This window comes from Gammaproteobacteria bacterium (assembly GCA_028819075.1).
Taxonomy (GTDB): domain Bacteria; phylum Gemmatimonadota; class Gemmatimonadetes; order Longimicrobiales; family Gaopeijiaceae; genus BD2-11.
The window spans coordinates 1-21,992 of sequence record JAPPMM010000017.1; the positions used below are offsets into that span (position 1 = coordinate 1).

18 protein-coding genes, 1 tRNA gene and 1 pseudogene are annotated in these 21,992 nt (G+C 68.5%); all 20 read left to right on the forward strand.

The features are described 5' to 3' along the window. Positions 1-1,111: 1,111 nt before the first annotated feature. Positions 1,112-2,419 carry a 6-bladed beta-propeller gene (locus tag OXU32_02870; GenBank protein ID MDE0072912.1) on the forward strand — a complete coding sequence of 436 codons (1,308 nt, stop codon included), beginning with the start codon at positions 1,112-1,114 and terminating at the stop codon, positions 2,417-2,419. A 358-nt stretch (positions 2,420-2,777) separates the two neighbouring features. Beyond that, a complete protein-coding gene (locus OXU32_02875) occupies positions 2,778-3,935 on the forward strand; it encodes a site-specific integrase (protein MDE0072913.1) in 1,158 nt (385 codons plus the stop codon). Positions 3,936-4,222: 287 nt separating this feature from the next. Then, complete coding sequence (locus tag OXU32_02880; GenBank protein ID MDE0072914.1) at positions 4,223-4,672, forward strand: Hsp20/alpha crystallin family protein; 450 nt, start codon at positions 4,223-4,225, stop codon at positions 4,670-4,672. A gap of 223 nt (positions 4,673-4,895) precedes the next feature. Next, the gene (trpS, locus tag OXU32_02885; protein ID MDE0072915.1) at positions 4,896-5,939 is read left to right on the forward strand and encodes a tryptophan--tRNA ligase; all 1,044 of its coding nucleotides are present in this window, start codon (positions 4,896-4,898) and stop codon (positions 5,937-5,939) included. Further along, positions 5,936-6,862 (forward strand): dihydrodipicolinate synthase family protein, encoded by a 927-nt coding sequence (locus OXU32_02890; GenBank protein ID MDE0072916.1) that lies wholly within the window; start codon positions 5,936-5,938, stop codon positions 6,860-6,862. The genes trpS and OXU32_02890 overlap by 4 nt, the downstream gene beginning before the upstream one ends. Positions 6,863-6,908: 46 nt before the next feature. Beyond that, positions 6,909-8,198: an adenylosuccinate synthase gene (locus OXU32_02895; GenBank protein ID MDE0072917.1), complete on the forward strand. Its 1,290-nt coding sequence runs from the start codon at positions 6,909-6,911 to the stop codon at positions 8,196-8,198. A 3-nt stretch (positions 8,199-8,201) separates the two neighbouring features. After that, positions 8,202-9,518: a signal recognition particle protein gene (gene ffh, locus OXU32_02900; protein ID MDE0072918.1), complete on the forward strand. Its 1,317-nt coding sequence runs from the start codon at positions 8,202-8,204 to the stop codon at positions 9,516-9,518. Between the two features lie 41 nt (positions 9,519-9,559). Beyond that, positions 9,560-9,778: pseudogene (gene rpsP / locus OXU32_02905) on the forward strand (30S ribosomal protein S16). A gap of 245 nt (positions 9,779-10,023) precedes the next feature. Then, positions 10,024-10,566 carry a ribosome maturation factor RimM gene (gene rimM / locus OXU32_02910; GenBank protein ID MDE0072919.1) on the forward strand — a complete coding sequence of 181 codons (543 nt, stop codon included), beginning with the start codon at positions 10,024-10,026 and terminating at the stop codon, positions 10,564-10,566. A gap of 13 nt (positions 10,567-10,579) precedes the next feature. Further along, complete coding sequence (gene trmD, locus OXU32_02915; protein MDE0072920.1) at positions 10,580-11,302, forward strand: tRNA (guanosine(37)-N1)-methyltransferase TrmD; 723 nt, start codon at positions 10,580-10,582, stop codon at positions 11,300-11,302. 143 nt (positions 11,303-11,445) lie between these two features. Continuing rightward, positions 11,446-14,730 carry a SusC/RagA family TonB-linked outer membrane protein gene (locus OXU32_02920; GenBank protein MDE0072921.1) on the forward strand — a complete coding sequence of 1,095 codons (3,285 nt, stop codon included), beginning with the start codon at positions 11,446-11,448 and terminating at the stop codon, positions 14,728-14,730. Between the two features lie 16 nt (positions 14,731-14,746). After that, complete coding sequence (locus OXU32_02925; GenBank protein MDE0072922.1) at positions 14,747-16,075, forward strand: hypothetical protein; 1,329 nt, start codon at positions 14,747-14,749, stop codon at positions 16,073-16,075. Between the two features lie 98 nt (positions 16,076-16,173). Further along, positions 16,174-16,599, forward strand: a complete 426-nt coding sequence (locus OXU32_02930; protein MDE0072923.1) for a hypothetical protein — start codon at positions 16,174-16,176, stop codon at positions 16,597-16,599. A 49-nt stretch (positions 16,600-16,648) separates the two neighbouring features. Next, positions 16,649-17,107: a hypothetical protein gene (locus OXU32_02935; protein ID MDE0072924.1), complete on the forward strand. Its 459-nt coding sequence runs from the start codon at positions 16,649-16,651 to the stop codon at positions 17,105-17,107. 175 nt (positions 17,108-17,282) lie between these two features. Continuing rightward, complete coding sequence (rplS, locus tag OXU32_02940; GenBank protein MDE0072925.1) at positions 17,283-17,633, forward strand: 50S ribosomal protein L19; 351 nt, start codon at positions 17,283-17,285, stop codon at positions 17,631-17,633. Positions 17,634-17,646: 13 nt separating this feature from the next. After that, positions 17,647-18,321 carry a ribonuclease HII gene (locus tag OXU32_02945; GenBank protein MDE0072926.1) on the forward strand — a complete coding sequence of 225 codons (675 nt, stop codon included), beginning with the start codon at positions 17,647-17,649 and terminating at the stop codon, positions 18,319-18,321. A gap of 37 nt (positions 18,322-18,358) precedes the next feature. Further along, positions 18,359-18,431: transfer RNA gene (locus OXU32_02950), tRNA-Lys, on the forward strand. Between the two features lie 138 nt (positions 18,432-18,569). Then, entirely contained in the window at positions 18,570-19,535 is a 966-nt protein-coding gene (locus OXU32_02955) for a M23 family metallopeptidase (protein MDE0072927.1), read from the forward strand. After that, entirely contained in the window at positions 19,532-20,668 is a 1,137-nt protein-coding gene (locus tag OXU32_02960; GenBank protein ID MDE0072928.1) for an FAD-dependent oxidoreductase, read from the forward strand. Before OXU32_02955 ends, OXU32_02960 begins: the two co-directional genes overlap by 4 nt. 125 nt (positions 20,669-20,793) lie before the next feature. Then, entirely contained in the window at positions 20,794-21,987 is a 1,194-nt protein-coding gene (locus OXU32_02965) for a TonB-dependent receptor plug domain-containing protein (GenBank protein MDE0072929.1), read from the forward strand. Positions 21,988-21,992 lie beyond the last annotated feature (5 nt).

A 21,992-nucleotide genomic window follows, 5' to 3' on the forward strand; every position in this document is an offset into this window, starting at 1 on the left:
GCCGGTCGATGCCCGTCGGCTTCGCGGCTGAGTCCGCGGAGTGACCGGCGAGCGGTGTCGGCGGCGTTGCCACCGCTTCGGCGCCGGTCCCCCCGGCCTCCGGCACGGACTTCGTCCGTTCCTTCCGCCGGGGTCGAGTCCTTCCCCACCCCGCCCTGCAATGACTGCCGGATGCGGGTGGAGGTGGCTGGTCCTGCGTGTCCGGTTCGCTTTGGGGGTCGCCGGACATGAAATGGCCGTTCGGCCGGACACGGCCCCGGTCGTCGATGTCGCGGGCACGCTGGCGGTTGCGCCACGGCCAGCGGAGCGCCGGTGCCGATCCGCGCTCCTTGGACGTGGCTGGGAGCGACCCCCCATTTCGGCATGCCTCAATCGGCACCGGGGAGGATGAAGCCGGACAGCCCCATCCTCCCCGCCGTTGCGGGGTCACTCCCAACCAGCAGTCCTTCCAGGAAGGGGGTCGGGCGCCGCTTCGAGGCGGGGCATCACCAACTCGCCAGCCGAAGCCGCGGTGCTGCCTAGGCCGGGGCCATGGTCGGGGCGGACGTTGTCCGTGCGTGTGCGGCCAGGCATGTCGGATTTGGCCTTCCCGCGCGGGATTGCTGGACCGGGAGCGACCCCAGGCGAGGGGGGGATGGCCTGCACATCCCAACCGCCGCCGTGGCGTGTGAGGCGTGCCGAACACCCGGGTCGCTCCCGTCAACGGACGCAAGCGTCCGCCCGTCACCGGCCGCTCCGGCGGATTCGTCACAAACGCAACGACTCCAGCAACATGCGGCATCGGAGGCGTGTCACATCCAAGCGCGGTTTTCATGCACAACGACCCCGATGTCACACGGACACTCCTGGATCGGCAACGGGCCACGTCCACGGGCGTTCAAATCCCGACTCCGCCGAAGCGACTCGAACGCCATACCGAATAGCTGTCGATCATGCCTCCGGGGAGGCCCGACCGGAGCAAAGCCCTCATCTCGACGAGGCGGTGAAGGCAGCCGTTCCGCCAGCGCATTCCAGACCGCACGACCGCCGGTGAGGCAGTTGGCGCATCGTTCCAAGCCAAGTACTGTCCAACCACACAGGGACGCCAAGGAGCCAACGTGTAGGTGCAGCCATGCGAACGACCCCCAGGAAAGCGAAGCAGGCCCCAGGCGATCGGCCACTTCACCCGCGCTCGCGTATCGGAGGACTGGTTTCAGCGGCAACCGCCGCTCTCCTCATCGCCTGCGGACCCGACGCGCGCTCCTCCGACCGGATGCTCGACACCGTCGTGGAAACCATCGGCGATACCGGGGTTGTTCGCACGCTGGCCGGAAGCGTCTGGGTCGAGGAGGCGACGCTCGTGCCGGAGATCACGATCGGCATGCTCGACGGGCCCGAGGAGTATCTCTTCGGGCGCATCGGGTCGGTCGCCGTGAACGACGACGGCACGGTATACGTCTTGGACCGGCTGGAGCAGCATGTCCGCGTCTTCGACTCGCTCGGAGTCTATCTCGAAACCCTGGGACGCCGGGGTGAGGGCCCCGGCGAGTTCAGCAGCGCCGAGGCGATTGCTGCGTTGCCCGGCGGACGCCTCGCTGTGCGCGACCCCGAGAACCAGCGCGTCACGGTATTCGGTCCCGGCCCGGGGGAGACGGCCCTGTGGAGGTATTCGGCCAGTGCCGAAACCAGGGCACCGCTCTACACCGATGCCCGCGGCCGGACTCTACTACTCGCCAGCGATCCGACACCCGGGCGTGCGCTTGTCATGCAGATCATCGTTCTGGGTCTGGACGGGACGCCTCTCGACACGCTTCCGGAACCGTCGAACGACTACCAACCGCCCTTCGTGAGAGCTGAGGCTCCCGGGCTGTCGTTGAGTTACGGCGTCCCCTTCACTCCGCGGTTTCTCTGGACCGTCCACCCGAGCGGCCACTTCCTCACCGGCCTCTCCTCCGACTACCGAATCGACCTCGCCCGCAACGACGGCGTACTCCGGATCGAGCGCAGCCGGGACCCGGTCCCCGCGTCGACCGCGGAGCGGGCCTACCAGCGCGAACGCATCGTCGGGAGCATACGCCGGTTACTCCCGGGCTGGGAGTGGGACGGTCCGGCGATTCCGAGTCACAAACCGTTCTTCCGGGAGCTGCTGGCCGGCCGGGACGGGCGCATCTGGGTGCGGCTGTGGACCGAGGGACGACCGGTGGACAACGTGGATCACGATCCCGGCGATCCCGGGTCGCTTTCGATAATCTGGGAGGAAGAGGCCCGGTACGATGTCTTCGAGCCGGACGGGACCTATCTGGGCGTCGTTGTGACACCGGACGAGTTTTCCAGCTTCCCGGCCCCGGTATTCGACGGCGACCGTGTGTGGGCAGTGACGGCGGACGAGCTGGGAGTGGAACGGGTCGTGCGGTACCGGATCCAGACGGGGCGCCTGTGAACCTCCCCGACAGTGAGGCGTTGAGTTCACTGCGTCGTTATCTCAGGCTCCAGCGCGAAGGGCGATCCGCTTCGCGGCGCTTTGGAGCCACGCTGATGGCGAACCGTTGGTAAGTGGCCCCGAGCTTGCTGAAGTCTGGGGTGTTGGTGGTCATGGCGGGCCTTATCCTTTGCTTTCCCGAGCGAACGGGCAACCCACCAAGGGCGACGCCGGGGCACGGAATTGTCCTCCCGGTGGCCGTCTACCCTGGTAAGTAGCATCCCTGTCAAAGGGGTGCCGGCACTGGTCAAGACGCCTCTTCCCGGCGAAGTTTCGTTCGCGCAGATCGTGCAGTCCGTCTTCGAGGAGGAATCGAACGATGGCACGCACGAAACGAAGCCGCCGGAGCTACGGCGCCGGCGAATGGGGCCGGAACCGGGTAAGGGTGTTCCCCGATCCCAAGACCGGCATCTTCCAGATCGAGTGGCGCGAGAACGGGCGCAGGCTCACCCGGTCGCTGAAACACCGCGACTGGCGGCGCGCGAAGAGGCAGGCAGATCAGTTCGCCGCCGGGTTCATCGACGCGCCGAACGGCAAGGCCGAAGCGGAGTCCGAGCCGCTCACGCTGGAAAAGCTGTTTGACATCTACGGTGAGGAGGTGACGCCCGCGAAGGGCAGGCACACCCGGCTGCACGACAGGGCCGCCATGGCGATGTTCCTCGCGTGCTTCGGCAGGGACCGGAAGCCGGGAACGCTCTCGCAGCGCGACTGGGACCGGTTCATCCGGTTGCGGCGCGCGGGGAAGGTCGGTCCGAGCGGCGAGCCCGTGTCCGACCGGACGGTCGAGCGGGACCTGAGGTTCCTGCTCGCGGTCCTCAACTGGGCCGGGCGGTCGAGGGACGAGGAGGGAAGGCTCCTCCTCGAAGCCAATCCCCTGAGGGGCCTCAAGCCGCCCAGGGAGAAGAACCCGACTCGGGTGCTGCTCGCCGCCGCTGAGTACGAAGCCCTGTTGGAGGCGTCGCGGGAGATGGACTGGCGCTTCCGCGTCGCGCTGGTCCTGGCGCACGAGACGGGGCACCGCATCGGCGCGATCCGCCAACTCAGGTGGTCGGACATCGGCCTCGGAACCGGGGTCATTCGGTGGCGCGGCGAACATGAGAAGACGGGCTACGAGCACCGGACCCCGTTGACCGACGAGGCGCTCGCCGTCCTCGACGAGGCGCGGAGGCGGAACCCGGGGATCGGAAACGCTCCGCTGCTGCCCGCGCCGAAGAACCCCACGAAGTGCATGCACCGATGCCTGGTCGCCAAGTGGTGGAGGAAGGCCGAGGCGCTCGCCGGGCTGGAACCGAAGCGGGGGCGCGGCTGGCATTCGCTGAGGCGCAAGTTCGCTAGCGACCTCATGGACCAGCCCCTCAAGGTGCTCTGCGAGCTGGGCGGCTGGAAGACGGCCCAGACGGTGCTTCAGTGTTATCAGCGGGCCGACGAGGACAAGCTCAGGAAAGCCCTCGCGGAGCGCGGGCGCATGGCCTCCTAGCGCAATCAGCGGGAACAGAATAGCGGGAATCGGGCCAACGATTTCCGTAAGTTCATTGGTCGCATAAGATGTGGATTCGCGACCCCATGCCATTTTGGCAGACTTTTGCCTTTCGTCCCCCGGATCGCAACCCCGCCCCATCCCGCGCATCCGCCACCTGACAAAATGGCAGACTCGGGGCTGGCACGCTCCCTGCCACTGCCGGGGCCGAACGCGCATGACAAGCTCAGGCATCAGGAAGCCTGACGACGCGGATTTCAGTCACAAGAATCCAATGGAGAACACACATGACGACCATCGCCAGGTATCGTTCGCTTTCGCCCTCGCAGGTGCTGCGGGCCTTCAACGCCGCTCTTCCGAGTGGCCCGGCCTTTCCCTTCGGGGCCTTCATCAACACGGACTGGGTGCCCCCGGTCGACGTCGCGGAGACTGCGGACTCGATCCTCGTGACCGCGGAACTCCCGGGCGTCTCGTCCGACGACGTCGAGATCCAGGTCGAGGAGAACGTGCTCACGATCCGGGGCGAGAAGCATGAGGAGCGCGAGGAGGAGGACACCGAGCGCCACATGCACATCTCCGAGCGGATCACGGGGAGCTTCAGCCGCTCCTTCACCCTGCCGCGCAAGGTGGACATCGAGGGCATCAACGCCGACTTCGGCGAGGGGGTGCTGAAGGTCAGCGTCCCGAAGGCGCCCGAGACTCGCGCCCGCAGGATCGAGGTGAAGGCGCGCGCCTGACGAGTCGCGACCCGAGGCCCGCCCCTGCCGCGGCGCCGCACAACGCAGGACCCCATCGGACCCGGTTCCCGCCGGGTCCGATTCTCATGCCGGACCCAGGTTTGATGGCATCCCCGGGGATGCTACTTTGGTGGCGACGTTTCTCCGTTCCCGGGCAGGCGGGCATGAGCCCATCCGCCGATCCCGGTCCCGTCGGCGCCCGTAACCCGAGAAGAACCCGCGCATGACCCACGCCAGCACCCGGCCCCCGCCGGGATCGCGCGTCTTCAGCGGAATGCAGCCCAGCGGCGAAGCCCACCTCGGCAACTACCTGGGTGCGCTGCGCCAATGGGCCGCCATGCAGGACGACTACGACTGCATCTACTGCATCGTGGACCAGCACGCCATCACGGGGCGCTACGATGCCGCGGCGCTTCCCGGGGCGGTCTTCGATCTCGCGATCAGCTTTCTGGCCTCGGGGCTCGATCCCGAGCGCTCCATCATCTTCGTGCAGTCCGACGTCCCCGAGCACACCGAGCTGAGCTGGCTCTTCAACTCGGTGGCGCCCATCGGCGACCTGGAGCGCATGATCCAGTTCAAGGAGAAGTCCGAGCGCATGGAGTCGGTGCCGGTCGGCCTCCTCAACTACCCCGTGCTGCAGGCCGCGGACATCCTCATCTACCGCGCCGACGTGGTGCCCGTGGGGGAGGACCAGCGCCAGCACCTCGAGCTGACCCGGGACATCGCGCGCAAGTGGAACGCCCGCTTCGGCGACTACCTGCCGGAGCCCCAGGCCTACATACCGCGCGCGGGCCGCATCGTGGGGCTGGACGGCCGCTCCAAGATGAGCAAGTCGCTCGGCAACACGGTCGGCATCCTCGACGAACCCGACGAGATCCGCAGGCGCGTGCGCACGGCGGTGACCGACCCGGCGCGCATCCGCAAGACCGACCCCGGCCGCCCCGAGGTCTGCAACGTCTATTCGCTGCACGAACATTTCGCGGACGACGAGCGCCTCGACGACATCGCCCACCAGTGCCGCACGGCGCAGCGCGGCTGCGTCCAGTGCAAGGGCATGCTGGCCGAAGAGATCGACGAGGCCTTCGCCCCCATGCGGGAAGTCGCCGCGCACTATCGCGCGCACCCCGAGGAGGTGCGGCGGATTCTCGACGATGGAGCGCGGAGGGCCGGGGCCATCGCCCGGGAAACCATGGCGGAGGTGCGGTCGCGCATGGGGCTCGACTGGAAGCGCACCGCCCGAGCATTGACGGAGGAAACGGAGTCATGAACCTGGCCGGAGTCTTCATCCCCGCGGTTACGCCCTTCGACCCCGTGACCGGAGACGTGGACGTTGTCGCGATGCGCGCCAACCTGCGGAGCTGGCTGGCGCATCCGGTGCACGGAATCGTCATCGCCGGATCCACCGGAGAGGCGGTGCTGCTCAGCCGCGGTGAGCGCAGGCGCCTCATCGAGGCGGCGGCCGGCGTCATGAGCGACGACCGCCTGCTGATCGCCGGGACGGGGGTGGAGTCCACACGCGGCACCATCAGGCTCGGCCGGGAGGCCGCCGACGCCGGCGCCGACGCCGTGCTGGTGCAGCCCCCCGCGTATTACCTGGGCGCGATGACGCCGGAGGCCGTGCGCGACCACTACACCGCGGTGGCCGACGCTTCCCCGGTGCCGGTTCTCATCTACCAGGCGCCGCTGCGCTTCAGCACCCTCGACTTCCCCTCCGGGCTGGTGGCCGAACTCTCCCGGCATCCCAACATCGTCGGGATCAAGGATTCACGGGGAAGCCTGGAGAAGGTCGCCGAACTGCTGGACTGCACCGGGCGCGACTTCGCGGTGATCGTCGGCAACGGCGCAGGGCTGTATGCCGCCCTGGAGCTGGGCGCGGCGGGCGGGATTCTGGGAGTCGCCAACCTGGCTCCCGCCGAGAGCGCCGGGATCTTCCAGCGCTTCGCGGAAGGGCGCACCAGCGAGGCGGGCCGTCTCCAGGAGCGGGTCGCGCCGGTCCACAAGAAGTTGGTGGCGGGATTCGGGGTGCCGGGGGTGAAGGCCGGGCTGGATCTGCTGGGAGGGCATGGCGGAGCGCCCCGCCCGCCGCTCAGGCCGCTCCCGGCCGGCAAGGTCGGGGCGACGGAGGCCGTTCTGCGCCGGGCCGGGCTGCTCCGGCCGGAGCGCGCGCTTTCCGGTTCCGCCTCCGCATGAGGACGGGCTCGAACCGCCTCACACCGCACCCGCCGGGAGCCTGATCTTGTCGACGAACGCCGCCCGAGGCCGCTGCACGGTCGTGGTGGGTTGCCAATGGGGCGACGAGGGCAAGGGCAAGATCGTCGACGTGCTGGCGGAGTCGGCTGATATTGTCGCCCGCTACCAGGGGGGCGCCAACGCCGGTCACACCGTCCATGTGCACGGCGACGAGTTCATCCTGCACCAGATTCCCTCCGGCATCCTCCACCCCGGCAAGCGCTGTCTGCTCGGCAATGGCGTGGTCCTCGATCTGCCGAAGTTTTTCGCGGAGTACGATGCCCTGGTGGAGCGCGACATCGAGCTGGAGGGGCGGATCGGGATCAGCCAGCGCGCCCACCTGCTGCTGCCCTACCACCGCGCGCTCGACCACGCCGCGGAAGTACGCGCCCGCGAGAAGATCGGCACCACCGGACAGGGAATCGGGCCGGCCTACGTGTCCAAGTCCGGGCGGCGCGGGGTCCGCGTCACCGACCTGGGCAATGCCTCGCGCCTGGAGCGTCTGGTGGAGCGGGCCATGGGGGATGCCGTGGAGGAGCTGCAGGTCGGGGAGTTCACGGCCACGGAGCTCGAGGCCCGGGTATGGGCGGCGCTCGCACTGGCGGGCCGCACCCTGCCGCTGGCCACCGACACCGGCCGCGAGATCGTGGAAGCGCTCACCGCCGGGCGTTCGGTCCTGATGGAGGGGGCGCAGGGGACGGCGCTCGACCTCGACCACGGCACCTATCCCTTCGTGACGTCCTCCAACACCACCGCGGCCGCGGCCGCCACCGGGCTGGGGATCGGCCCGACCGCCATCAGCGCGGTGCTGGGCGTGGTCAAGGCGTACACGACGCGGGTGGGCAACGGCCCCCTGCCGACCGAGTTCGACGAGGAGATGGGCGAGCGTGTGCGTGAACTGGGCGGGGAGTTCGGCGCGACCACCGGCCGGCCGCGCCGCTGCGGCTGGTTCGACGCGGTGCAGGCGCGCTACGCGGCCCGGGTGAACGGGCTCACCGGCCTGGCGGTGACCAAGCTGGACGTACTCGACTCCCTGGACGAGATCCGGATCGCCACCGGCTACCGCGTCGACGGCGATCTCACCACGGAGTTTCCCGCCGATACGTGGTCGCTGTCCCGGGTGGAGCCCGTGCTGGAGCGGCACCCGGGGTGGCGCTTGCCGACCACGGAGGCCCGTCACATCGCCGACCTTCCGCCTGAAGCGCGCAGCTACCTCGACCGCCTGCAGGAGCTGACCGGAGTCCCCATCGAGATCGTCTCGGTCGGATCCCGGCGCGAGCAGATCATTCACGTCTGATCGATGTTCGACCGCCTGGGAAAGAGGCTCGACAGGGCCCTGGGGCGCTTTCGCCAGCGGGGCATCCTCACCGAGCCCATGATCCGCAAGGGGCTGCGGGAGGTGCGCCGCGCCCTGCTCGAGGCGGACGTCAACTTCAAGGTCACCCGGGACTTCCTGAAGCGGGTGGAGAAGCGGGCGGTGGGCGAGGGGGTCATCCGCTCGATCTCGCCTGGACAGCAGGTCGTCAAGATCGTGCACGACGAGCTGGCGGGGCTGCTGGGCGAGGAGGTGGCCGACCTGACCTGGGCGCGAAAGCCGCCCACGGTGATCCTCATGGCCGGCCTGCAGGGCTCGGGAAAGACCACCACGGCCGTGAAGCTGGCGCACCTGATCGCGCGCGAGGGGCGCCGTCCGCTGCTCGCCGGGTGCGACGTGTACCGCCCGGCGGCGGGGGAGCAGCTGCGCACCCTGTGCGGGCGCGCGGACCTGCCGGTGCTGGCGGGCGCGCGCGGCGACGACCCCGTGGAGGTGGCGCGGGCCGCGCTCGATGACGCCCGCGCGCGCGGGCGCGACGCGTTAATAGTCGACACGGCGGGCCGCCTGCAGATCGACGAGCCCATGATGGCCGAGCTGGGGCGCCTGCGGACGGAGCTGGCGGCGACCGAGGTGCTGCTGGTGGCCGACGCGATGACCGGACAGGAGGCGGTGAACATCGCCCGCGGATTCGACCGGGCGCTGGGCCTCACCGGGGTGGTGCTCACCAAGCTCGACGGCGACGCGCGCGGCGGAGCGGCGCTCTCGATCCGCGGGGTCACCGGCAGGCCCATCAAGTTCGTGGGCGTGGGCGAGGGACTGGACGACCTGGAGCGGGTCGATCCCCGCCGGCTGGCGGGGCGCATCCTCCAGATGGGCGACGTGGTGGGGCTGGTGGAGCGGGCCCAGCGCTCCATCGACGCCGAGGCCCAGGCGCAGATCGAGGAGAACGTGCTGCGCAAGGGACGCTTCACCCTGGAGGACTTCCTGGTGGCGCTTCGCCAGGTGCAGGCGATGGGCCCGCTGGAGCAGGTCATGAAGATGATCCCCGGGATGAGGCGCAAACTGCCGGTGGGCAACGTCGACCCGAAGAAGATCAGGCATGTGGAGGCCATCATCCTCTCGATGACGCCCGCGGAGCGGAGCGAGCCGCGCCTCCTCGACCGCTCCCGCCGCATCCGCATCGCCCGGGGGAGCGGCCGGCCGGTGTCGGAAGTCAACCGCCTGTTGAAGCAGTTCAAGGAAATGCAGAAGTTGATGAAGCAGATGCGGGGCATGGCGCCCCCGCTGAACCAGATGCGCTGACCGCCCGGGAGAGGCGGGCAGGCAAGAACCCGAGGAGACACATGTCGGTACGAATTCGACTTCGCAGAATGGGCCGGAAGAAGGCTCCCCACTACCGCGTGGTGGTGGCGGACGGCGACTCGCCGCGTGACGGGCGCTTCGTCGAGACCATCGGCTACTACAAGCCACTTTCCACGCCTGCCCGCGTGGTCGTAGACCTGGAGCGCGCCGACTACTGGCTGGGCCGGGGAGCGCAGCCGTCGGCCACCGTGAGGTCGCTGCTGAACAAGGCGCGCAAGGGCGGGGACGCCAGCGTGGCCGTGGGCGAGGCGGATACGGCCGCCGAGAAGGCCCGGCGCTCGGAGCAGTTGGCCGCGCGGCGCCAGGCGGAAGCGGACGCGCAGGCGAAGCTGGAGGCGGAGGCGAGAGCCGAGGCGGCGGCAGCCCAGGCCGCGGCTCGAGCGGAAGCCCAGGCCGCGGCCGAAGCTGGCGAAAACGGCGAATCCGGGTAGTACCGGGGTCCCGAATGGACTCCGCCCATCCTTCGCACCTCGTCGTCGGGCACCTCAACAAGGCGCACGGCACCAAGGGCGAACTCTTTCTCTGGCCGCTGACGGCCGATCCGGGCGAGGCGTTCGCCGCCGGAGCGGGGTTGCATCTGGCCGACGAAGCCGGGGAGAAGCCGGATCCCGCGTTCGCCGAGGTCCGCGTGCGGGGGGTCCGCCCCTTCAAGCGCGGCTTTCTGATCCGGCTGGAAGGCATCGATTCCCGGGACCAGGCCGAGTGGCTTGCGGGCCGCTACGTGCTCCGGCCGCTTGCCGACGTGCCCCCGCTCGAGGAAGGGGAGGTCTATTACCACGACCTGCTGGGCATGCGCGTGGAATCCGGCGACGGGGAGGCGGTCGGAGAGGTCGTCGAGGTCTACGAGCTGAGCCCGGTGCATCTGCTCCAGGTGGCGCGCGAGTCCGGCACCGCGCTGATTCCCTTCGCGCGCGACATGGTGCGCCGGCTGGACCGCGAGGGGAAGCGGCTGGTCATGGACCTGCCGGACGGCTTGCTGGACCTCTGAGGAGGTGCGGGCGGTGACGTCGGATGCCGGTTCGGGCGCGCAGCCCGGCACGCCCATGCGGCTGACCTTCGTGACGATCTTCCCGGAGTTCTTCGAGGTTCCGCTGGCCACCAGCATCCCCGGGCGAGCCGCCCTTGCGGGGGCCGTGCAGTACCAGGTCGTCGATCTGCGCGACTTCACCCGCGACCGACATCGCACCGTGGACGACGCGCCCTACGGGGGCGGCGGCGGGATGGTGATGAAGCCGGAGCCGTTCTTCGAGGCGGTGGAGTCTCTCGACCGGGCGGGCCGGGTGATCCTGCTTTCCCCCCGCGGCCGGCTCTTCACCCACCGCGACGCCGTGCGGCTCTCCCTGGAACCGTCCCTGACCCTGCTCTGCGGGCACTACAAGGACGTCGACCAGCGCGTCGCCGACCACCTCGCCGACGAGGAGATCTCGATCGGCGACTTCGTGCTGTCGGGGGGCGAGGCCGCGGCGCTGGTGGTCGCGGACGCCATCGTCCGGCTGCTGCCGGGGGTGCTTGGGGACCACGACTCGGCGGCTTCGGACTCGTTCTACGACGGCCGCCGGCTGAGCGCGCCCTCCTACACCCGTCCCGCCGAATACCGGGGTCTCCCGGTGCCCGAAGTGCTGCGCAGCGGCGACCACGCGCGCATCGAGGCCTGGCGCGAAGCGGAAGCCGAACGCATCAGCGCCGCACGTCGATCCGAGCCGCCCGGAAGGGGTGGCCGCTAACGTCAACGCACGCGCGCGACGAGGTGCCGGACTGGTAATTCGGATTGAGTTCTTACAGAATTATTATCCGCGCATTCTGCGCGCGCGGACGGGGTGGATGTGGGGTGGCGGGGAAACGTTACCCTTCGCAAGAGGAGCAGCGCATGAAACACAACCAATGTCCAACACGTAGGGTGTGGGGCGCCTTTGCGCTTCCCCTGCTGGCCGCCAGCCTGGCCTTTGCGCCCGGCCTGAGCGCGCAGCAGGGCGGAGTGATCACGGGCCGCGTCACGGAGGAAGGCTCCGGTCGCGCCCTTGCCTCCGCCCAGGTGTACGTCGAGGGCTCCGGCCTCGGAACCCTCACCAACTCAAGCGGGCAGTTTCTGCTGCTCAACGCCCCCGCCGGGGAGCACACGGTCACCGTCGAGCTGGTCGGCTACCGCTCCGCCTCGCAGACGGTGACGGTGGCGGCGGGCGAGACCGCCAGCGTCGACTTCGCCATCGCCGTGACCGCGCTCGCCCTCGACGAGATCGTGGTGACCGGAACCGGCGTCGCCACCGAGAAGCGCAGGCTCGGCCATACCATCGCGACGCTCGATGCCGCCGAACTCGAGAACGCCCCCATCTCCGACTTCAGCCAGCTCATCGCCGGCCGCGAGCCCGGCGTGGTGGCGCTGCCTTCCTCGGGCTACACCGGCGAAGGCGCCCGCATCCGCATCCGCGGGTCGGCGTCGCTCTCGCAGCTCAACGAGCCCATCGTCTACGTCGACGGGATCCGGGTGGACCGCTCCGCCGTGCAGAACTTCAACGGCCAGGGCAACCCATCCCGCCTGGACGACATCCCTCCAGAGTCCATCGAGCGGGTCGAGATTCTGAAGGGCGCCGCGGCCGCGACGCTCTACGGAACCGAGGCCTCGAACGGCGTGATCCAGATCTTCACCAAGCGGGGCAACGTCGGCGCGCCGCGCTTCACCTTCCAGACGGACCTGACCGGGATCTCGGTGCCTACCAACCGCATCCTGCCGGTCGCGGACTTCGCCGGGCGGGTATGCGCCAGCCCAGGATGCACCGGAGACGGTGACGCCAAGAGGCTGGCCGATGCAGTGAACCGGATGTCAACGCGCTGGGGACAGTCGGTCTCCCCCTGGGAGCCGGTCGAGCGCGACCTCATCCCCGAGCTCCTCACCACCGGTTTCGGCCAGACCTACTCCGGGTCGGTTCAGGGCGGTTCCAGCGTGTTCCAGTACTTTGCCTCGGCGCGCCTTGCCAGAGAGGACGGTCCCTACGATGCCGCGCGGAACTTCGACGCGGTGGAGGGAGTCGAGCCGGAGAACGACACCAACCGGCGGGCTTCGATCCATTCGAACTTCACGGTGGTCCCGAACGACAATCTCCGCATTGGCGTGACCACGCTCTATTCGGACATGGAGCACCACACGCCCGACAACTCCAACAACATCTACGGGGTGTTCTCGTCCGCGCTGATGTCACAGCCGCGGCTCGCCAACGCCGACCCGAACCTGGGGCAGATCAACTACTACGGCCAGCCGGCCTTCGCCACGCTGCGCGAGAACGCGTACCAGTTGAACTTCGTGAACTCGCAGCACTTCGCGGGTGCCACCAACATCAACTTCACGCCGACCGAGAACTTCCGCCTCGACGGAACCTTCGGCATCGACTTCACCTCCGACGACGCGGTCTCCTTCCGGCCCTACCGCTGGAACGTGGACGGCTTCTCCGGCTCGACGCCGGACGGCAGCAGGAACGTCAACGAGGACCGCAGCCGGGAGATCACGGCGGACGTCAAGGGATCCTACATCTTCAGCACCGACCGGATCGAGAACACGTTCCTGTTCGGCGGCCAGGGATTCCTGCGCCAGCGGCAGTCCGCGGGCGGAAGCGGACGCGATTTCCCGGGCCCGGGTCTGGAGACCCTGTCGGCGCTCGGTTCCGAGTCTTCCTACGAAAACTGGCTCAGGGTCACGCAGATCGGCGGATACCTGCAGGACCAGATCGGGTGGGACAACTGGCTTTTCCTCACCGTCGGTGGGCGCTGGGACGCGAACTCGGCGTTCGGTGAAGCGTTCAACTACGCCTTCTATCCGAAGGCCAACTTCGCGGTCGTACCCAGCGAGATGTGGGAGAGCGAGACCTTCTCCTCACTGCGCGTCAAGGGCGCGTACGGCACCTCCGGACTGCAGCCGGGCGCCTTCGACAAGTTCACGACCTTCTCGTCGCTGGGCACCGAGGTGGGTCCGGGCGTCCAGCCCTCCAACCTGGGCAACGACCAGTTGAAGCCCGAGGTGTCCACCGAGTTGGAATTCGGCTTCGACCTGGGGCTCTTCAACGATCTCTGGTCCGTTGAGGCGACGTACTGGGATCGCACGGTTACCGACGCCATGGTGGCACGCCAGTTCCCGGTGACGGGCGGATTCACCCAGACGCAGCTCGACAACATCGGCGAAGTGAAGGCTTCCGGCCTCGAGATCGGCGTGCGCGGCGCCCTGGTGCAGCGGCCGGGTCTCTCGCTGAACGTCTTCGCCAACACCGCCTACCTCAAGGAAGAGATCACCGACATGGGCGGTGCTCCTCCCCTGAAGACCGGGGGCAGCTACCCGCGCTACCGCAACTTCCTGACCGAGGGCTACACGCCCGGGGCCTTCTTCGGCGCCAGGGTCGCAGACCTGGCCATTCCGCTGAACATTCTCGCTCCGGTCAACGGCGAGTGCGTGGCTCCCACCCAACAGCAGGCTCTGGACTACTTCAGCGTGCCCCGCAACCCCAACAGCTTCAAACCGCTGGCGATCGGCAACGAAACCTTCGGTACGCCGAACGGCGGGCTGGCGTCCCACAACTGCGGAGCGGGGCTGCTCGACAGCTATCTCGGCAAGCCCACCCCGGACTTCGCCGGTTCCTTCGGATTCAACCTGGCGTTCCTGGGCAATTTCGAGCTCAACTCGCTGCTGGAGTACAAGATCGGTCACCAGGTGCAGGACCTGTCGGGGATGTTCCGGCGGGCCAACAACTTCATCGGCCGCAACACGCCGCGCTCCGCAGAGCTCTACGCGGCCATGCTGAACCCGAGTTCGTCCGCGCAACAGCGGCTCGATGCCGCGATCGCGTGGGCCCACGAGGTCGAAGGGCTCTCGCCGATGAGCGGGATGAACGGGGTGTACGACGCCGACTGGATCCAGTGGCGCGAGCTGTCGCTCACCTACCGGGTGCCGGCATCGGTCGTCGAGGGCTGGGGCCTTTCCACCGCCACCGTGAACCTGGGTGTGCGCAACCTCCGGCTCTTCATGCTGGGCGACTACCCGGGCATGGATCCCGAAGGCAACGTCCTCGGGCGCTGCAACTCGGGCCTGAGCTGCAATTTCCTGGACTCGACGGAGGGCTGGGGCATTCCGGTGCCGCGTCGCCTCACGCTGTCCACGCGCTTCACGTTCTGATCCAGGAGAGAGACTCATGAAGAACCGAAACATCAAGTCTTGCGCCGCGACGCTCCTGGCCGCTTTCGCGCTCGGGGGCTGCGACATCCTGGACGTCAACAACCCCAACAGCCTGGTCGAGGAGGACATCCGCTCCGAAGCGGCCGCGTCAGCGGTCGTCAACGGAGCGCTCACCCTCGTTTCGTCATCCGTTTCCCAGTCCTGGCAGCCGTATCTGGTCGCCTCCGACGAGATGCGCTGGATCGGGTCCAGGGACGCCTGGCTCTCGCTCGATCTGGGGTTCGTGAGCGATCCGCTGAACGAGTTCATCGACGGCCCGTTCCCCGCCATGGGGCAGGGGCGCTGGATGAGCGACGAGGCGATCGAGATCCTTACCGAACACCAGGCCAACAACCCTTCCACCGCGATCAAGACCGATCTGGCCCGGGCGTACCTTTACTCGGGCATCATGTACATGGTGATCGGCGAGATCCAAGAGGACTTCGCGTTCTCGGACAAGACCGAGAGCGGAGCTCCCATCGGGCCCGACAACATGTACCAGGTGCTGGACGGGGCAATCGAGAGGTTTTCGACCGCCATTTCCGGCTTCAACGAGGTCGGAGCCACCGACATGGCCCTCCAGGCCAAGGCGTTGCGCGCGCGGGCGAGGCAGTCGCGGGCGATCTGGGACGTGATCAACCCGTCGCCCTCCGGGGATGGGCTGGTTTCTTCCGCCGAAGCCGGCGCGGACGCGAGCGACGTGCTTGCGAACGTCGCCGCGGACTGGACCTACAACCTGACGTTCTCCAGCGCCAGCCGGTCCAACTCCATGGCCTCCTGGGTCAACGACCGCAAGGAGAACCAGATCGACCTGTCGATCGCCACGGTCGACGACCAGAACGACATCAACGGCATCGCGCTGCAGGACCCGATCGATGGCGTCGATGACCCGGCCGTCATCAAGTGGCTGAACCAGTGGAAGGGCGGCAGCTACCTTGACAAGGGCGGCATCTATCCGCCCCTGACGCTTGCATCGGCCAGGATGATGCATCTGATTCTGGCCGAGAACGCGCTCAAGGGCATGGATTCGGGTGGCTTTGCCACCCACATCAACCACATCCGCGCGCTGGACGGCCTGACGCCGTACGACGGCCAGATCTCCGAGATGGAGATGCTCCAGCACACGCGCCGGGTGAACGTGATGCTGCAGGGCCTGCGCCTTGCGGACATGTACCGCTGGGGGCTTACGGATCCGAAGTGGCAGGGCGCCTCCGCCGCTTCGTCCCAGCCCGGCACGATGCTGCCGATTTCCATTATCGAAATCAGGGCCAACTGTCACCTGAACGGACTGGGTTGCGGCGGCTGATTACAAGGTTGGGGGTGCCCTCGGTTCGCCGTGGGTGCCCCCACCGCTGCCGCTTTTCGCCGGTGTCACACAGGCCCGCCGTGAGTCGCGCATCCACAGTGAAGAAGCTGCTCGTCGCCGTTGCGCTGGTCGCCATCTCCGGTTGCGAGATCTTCGAGGACCTTACTCCTCGCAATATCTTCTTCGAGATGAGCGGCGAGGCGGGCCAGCAGGTGCGCGTCATCTACTCCACGCAGTTCGTTGCCGGCGTGAACGACATCGGGGTGACCAGGGTCCAGGTCGTCAGGTCGGACACCATCCTTCACGAGGTCCCCTTCACCCGGGCGATCGACATCTCGGTCGATCGGCGCTGGTTCGTGCAGGCGGAGTCGCTGGGGTCCGACACGCTCGAAGTGCATGTGATCGTGGATGTGGACGACCGCAACCTGGTGAACGAGTCCGGTGGGATATTCCCCGGTGACCCCTGGCATTTCGTGTACGCCTTCAACCAGTTCCTGACACGTGATATCGATGTGGCGTTCTGACCTGTTGGGCGCGTTGCGCCGTACGTTTTTCGCCGCTGTGGTTTGCGGTTTGCCGCTTGTGTCCGGCTGCTACACCTACCGTCTGGTGGAGGAAGCGCCGGTAGGTTCGGTGGCCAGACTGCGCGTACCGATTCAGTCCGCGATCGTCGATCCCAACTCGCCGCCGGAGACGGTGGCCATCGAGGGGCTGATCATCAGCTTCGGGGATACCATCTCGTTCGAAGCCAGCAATCGGCAGATCATCGGCGCGTTCCGCGAAGTCGTGCAGTACGACACCCTGCAGGTGGCCCGGGACGGGCTCGCGAGCATCGAGGTGCGCGAGTTCTCGAGGACGCGGAGCGTTGTCCTCGGCGTCGCCGTGGCTGCGGGAACCGCGGGCCTGGCCCTTGCCGCGCTCGGCGTCGAGGGCGGGGAGGCCGGGGACCGACCCGGCGAGGGAGGCACCCAGAGCTTTACCGCAGGCCTCGCCGTCGGCGTGGGGGCGCTCGGAAGATTGTTCGGGCGGTAGCGCGAAACATCCATCTCGCGCCGGGGCGTTCGGGACTTGGCGTCCGGACCCCGGCCTTCACTGATGAATCGGCTCGCGTTAGCTTTTAATGCTGCACAGGAGATTCCTCCCTGTGGCGCAACCGCTACGCAATCGATAACGCTTCTCGGCCGAACGGCGCCTGAGGGGGTGGACCATGGGCGATCTGCTGCAGGAACTCGACAGGGAGCATGTGCGCACCGATCTGCCGGACTTCGCCGCGGGCGACACGGTGCGGGTCCGCTACCGGGTTCGCGAGGGCCGCAAGGAACGAATCCAGGTCTTCGAGGGCGTATGCATCGCCCGGCGCGGCGGGGGCATGGGCGAGACCTTCACCGTGCGCAAGATCTCGGGTGGGATCGGGGTGGAGCGCATCTTCCCCTACCTGTCGCCCTGGATCGAGGGCGTCGACGTGGTGCGGCGGGGGCGTGTGAGGCGGGCGAAGCTCTACTACCTGCGCGGCTTGCGCGGGAAAGCGGCGCGCATTCCGGAGAAGCGCACCCGCTGACACCGTGCCGGCGATGACGCCGGGACCAGGCGTTGATTCGGGGCTCCGGATCCCGCTCCACTACGAGCGCGGGTTCTGGAGCCGCGCTCTTTCGTGGGTCGCGGGCGTGGACGAAGCGGGCCGGGGGCCGCTCGCGGGTCCGGTGGTGGCTGCGGCCGTGGTTCTGCGGGAAGGAGTCGGCGTGGAGGGAGCGGACGACTCCAAGCGGGTGTCGCGCGAGGAGCGGGAAGAGGTGGCGCGGCGGATCCGGGAGCAGGCGGTCGCGGTCACCGTGGGGGCCGCATCGGCGCGCGAGATCGACGAGATCAACATCCTGCGGGCAACGGCGCGCGCCATGGAGCGGGCGATTCGCCGCCTGCCCCGACACCCCGACCACGTCGTGGTGGACGGTCTGCCGATGCGCGGCCTTGCCTGGCAGCACGAGGCGGTGGTTGGCGGCGACGCCCTGGTGCACTCGGTGGCCTGCGCCTCCATCGTGGCCAAGGTGTGCCGGGACCGGCTCATGACCCGCCTTGCTCGCCGTTATCCGGAGTACGGCTGGGAGCGGAACATGGGCTACGGCACGGAGGAGCACCGCGACGCCATCCGGCGCGTCGGCCCCACGCCCCATCACCGGATGACGTTCGGGCTGGAGCAACTGGAACTCCGGATGACGGGAGAGGAAGCGGGGCCGGGCCCCCCGGTGTAGATGGCTCGGAGGGCGGACTGCCATGTATTATTGCGTCGAGCCGGTAGCTCAGTTGGTAGAGCAACGGACTTTTAATCCGTAGGTCGTGGGTTCGAGACCCACCCGGCTCATGAGAGGAGACGCCGCGCGAAGGCCGGCTGCGGCCGAGGGGACAGGGAAGCGGACGGGGCGGGCTGAACAGAGGCGGAGCAAGGGGACAGGCGATGATGATGGCAGCATCCAGTGGAAAAAGGAGGCCGCACCGAGGCGTGTGGGTCGGGCTCGCGGGCCTGCTCCTGACCGTGGTGCTGGGGTTGGCGTTTCTCATACTTCGGGAAGCGCCGCTGCCGGAGCTTGCGCCGGTCGAGGTGGGTTGGGAACCCGCTCTGCCCGTTCAGGGCCATCTCTTCCTCATCCGCGTGACGGCGCCGGGGGTGGACGGCATGGTGTCGGCCGCGGGAGAGGCCGGAGGCGAGGAGCTGCACTTCCAGCAGGACGGCTCCGTGTCGACGCCCCCCGCGCCGACGCCCGCGGACGAGGAGGCCGCCGCAGACGACGAAACACTCGCCACCACCGTGCTGGTGAGCCTGGCGCCGGTTCCCATCGGAGCCACCGATTCCATCGACGCCTGGGTCACGGCGAGCTACGCCGACGGCCGCACCCAGACCGACTCGCTGCGCATCGCAATCGTGGCGGGGGAGTACGAGCACGAGCGCCTGACCGTGGCGCCGCGCTTCGGGTCGCCGCTGAACGAGGAGGACCAGGCGCGGCTGCGGAGCGACCAGGCCAAGGCCAACCAGGTGGCGCGCGAGGCGCACGCGACCCCGCGGCTGTGGAGTCCGCAGGTGGTGCTTCCGCGCGACTCCCGCGTGACCAGCGGCTTCGGCACCGGCCGCGAGTTCAACGGCCAGATCTCCAGCCGCCACATGGGGCTCGACCTGGCCGGGGTCCCCGGTGACACGGTCCGCGCGGCGGCCGACGGGGTGGTGGCGCTGGTGGACGGCTTCCTGCTGGCGGGCAACATCGTCTACCTGAACCACGGCGGCGGGCTGCTGACCGGCTACTTTCACCTGAGCGGACAGCTGGTGGAGGCGGGCGACACGGTCACTGCCGGGAGCCCCATCGGGCTGGTCGGGGCCACCGGCCGGGTCACCGGCCCGCACCTGCACTGGGTGGTGCGCTACGGCACCACCAGCGTCGATCCCCGCAGCCTGCTGGCGCTGTCCGGGAATTGAAGAACCCCGACGTCGTCATCGCCGGCGCCGGCATCATGGGCGCCTCCTGCGCCTGGCACCTGGCCCGCCGCGGGCTGCGCGTGCTGGTGGCCGAGATGGACGTGGCGCCCGCCATGGGCTCCACCGGCAGGAGCGCCGCCGGCGTGCGCGTCCAGTTCACGACCGCCGCGAACATCGGCCTCTCGATGTACTCCCTCCCCGTCTACCGGGAATTCCCGGAGCGCCACGGCCACGAGGTCGGCTACCGGGACATCGGCTACCTGCTCCTGGTGCCCCACGACAAGTGGGAGCGGCACCTGGAGTCGGTCGCGCTGCAGAAGAGCCTGGGAGCGCCCGTGGAGGTGGTCGACCCGGGCGACGCCCAGCGCTACGTCGACTTCGAGACGGAAGGGCTGGCGGGCACCACCTACGGGCCGTGGGACGGGGTGATCGACCCCCACATGGCCACCCACGCCTGGGTGGCGATGGGCCGGGAGCTGGGGGTGCGCTACCGGTTCTCCTCCCCCGTGACCGGGGTGAGGGCGGAAGGGAAGAGGTGGCGGGTCGAGTGCGGCCGCGAAGTCTTCTCGTGCGCGCACTTCGTGAACGCCGGGGGTGCGTGGTCGGGAACGGTCGCGGAGCTGGCCGGGCTGCATCTCCCCGTGGGGCCGAAGCGCATCAACATCTTTCTCAGCGCGCCCGTGCGCGACACGCGCACCTATCCCCTCACCATCGACCTCGCCACTGGCGTGTACCTGCGCAGCGAAGGCGACCGCGTACTCTTCGGCCTCGACGATCTTACCCAGGCGTACGGCTTCACCGAAGGAGTGAACTGGGAGTGGCTCGAGCACGTTTTTCTCACTGGCGTCGAGCGCTTCCCCTGGTGGGAGGACCTCGGGGTCGACCGCCGCGGGAGCTGGTGGGGGTACTACGGCGTCACCCCGGACAACAGCCCGATCATCGGTTTCAATCCGGGCGCTCGTGGATGGATCGACGCGTGCGGCTTCTCCGGACACGGGATTATGCACGCCCCGGCCACCGGGCTCGCGGTGTCGGAGCTGATCGCGGACGGCGAGGCGCACACCGTCGACGTGACCGCCTTCCGCCACGGCCGTTTCGGTGACGACATCCCGGTCGAGGCCAACATCTTTTGAGGGCAGGGCAGGGGCCGTACATTCCCCGGCGGCGGATTCCACCGCCACGGCCCACGGGAGGGGTAGTGAATCCAGTGAGATGGCTCCGTAGCGCGCTCATACTTCTCCCGGTGCTGCTACCAGCGATGGCCGAAGCCCAGGAGGCGGGGGAGGCGGAAGCAACGGGCAGCGTGTTCGGCCGCATTCTCGACCAGGACACCTTCCAGCCGGTGGCAGGGGTGGTGGTCCGCATTACCGTCCCGGACGGAGTCCTGCAGGACATCTCGGGCCCGAGCGGCACCTTTCTCATCGACGATGTCCCCGTGGGCGAGCGCGTGGTGGTCATGGAGCACATCGCCTACGGCGAGTACGCGCAGCACGTGGGCGTGGAGACGGGCAGGGACCTGAGGATCGAGGCGTACATGTCGCCGCGCGCCATTCAGTTCCAGCCCCTCGTCGTGGAGGCGCTGAGCGAGGTCGAGCGCCGCCGCCTTACCTCCGGGTTCAGCGTCAATGAAATTCCCGCCGAGGAAATCGAGCAGGCGGCTCAGACCGGCCAGCACCTCGGGGACCTGCTGCGCGGCGGCGTGTCCGGCATACGAGTGCGCGGCGGCATCCGGCCCGGCGACGACCTGTGCGTGGAGTACCGGGGCAGCGGAGCCGGCGTCTGCGACGAGGTCGCCGTCTACCTGGACGGAGTCGCGGTGGCGGAGCCCGGACAGATCTACGCGAGCCTCTCGCTGGACGATATCGATCGGGTGGAGGTTCTTTCGCCCCTGGAGGCAGTCGTCCGCTTCGGCGACCGGGGGGCGAGAGGCGCGCTGCTGATCGAGTCGCGGGTGCCGAGCCTTCCGGAGCGGCAAAACCCGTTCCGTACCTCTCCGACGCGAGGCTGGGACTGGTCGCTCGAGGAGGAGCCGCACCCGTCCGCGAAAGTGTTCGGGAACACGATCCTTGCCAACGCCCTGGGCGTGGGGCTCGGCTACCTGGCCCTGAGGCAGTGCGTGGGGACCGTAGCCACCGACCAGGGCACGCGGTTCGACACCCAGTGTGGAGCTCTGACCACGATGGGGACCGGCGTGTTTGCGCTAAGCCTGCCCGGCGCCGTCGGCGGCATCGCCGCGACGCGATCCGGAAGCACGAGGCGATCGCGTGGCCGCATCTTTCACGTCGCCATGGCCGGACTGATCTCGACCACCGCCGGATACGTGATGCTGATGCACGGCGAGGATCCGGAATACAGGAACAACGGCCTCCGGATCGGGGGACTGCTCACGATGACGGTGGGCACGCCGTTGCTGCTGACCATTTCCGACCGCTTCTTCCGGTCCCTGCGCTAAGGCCC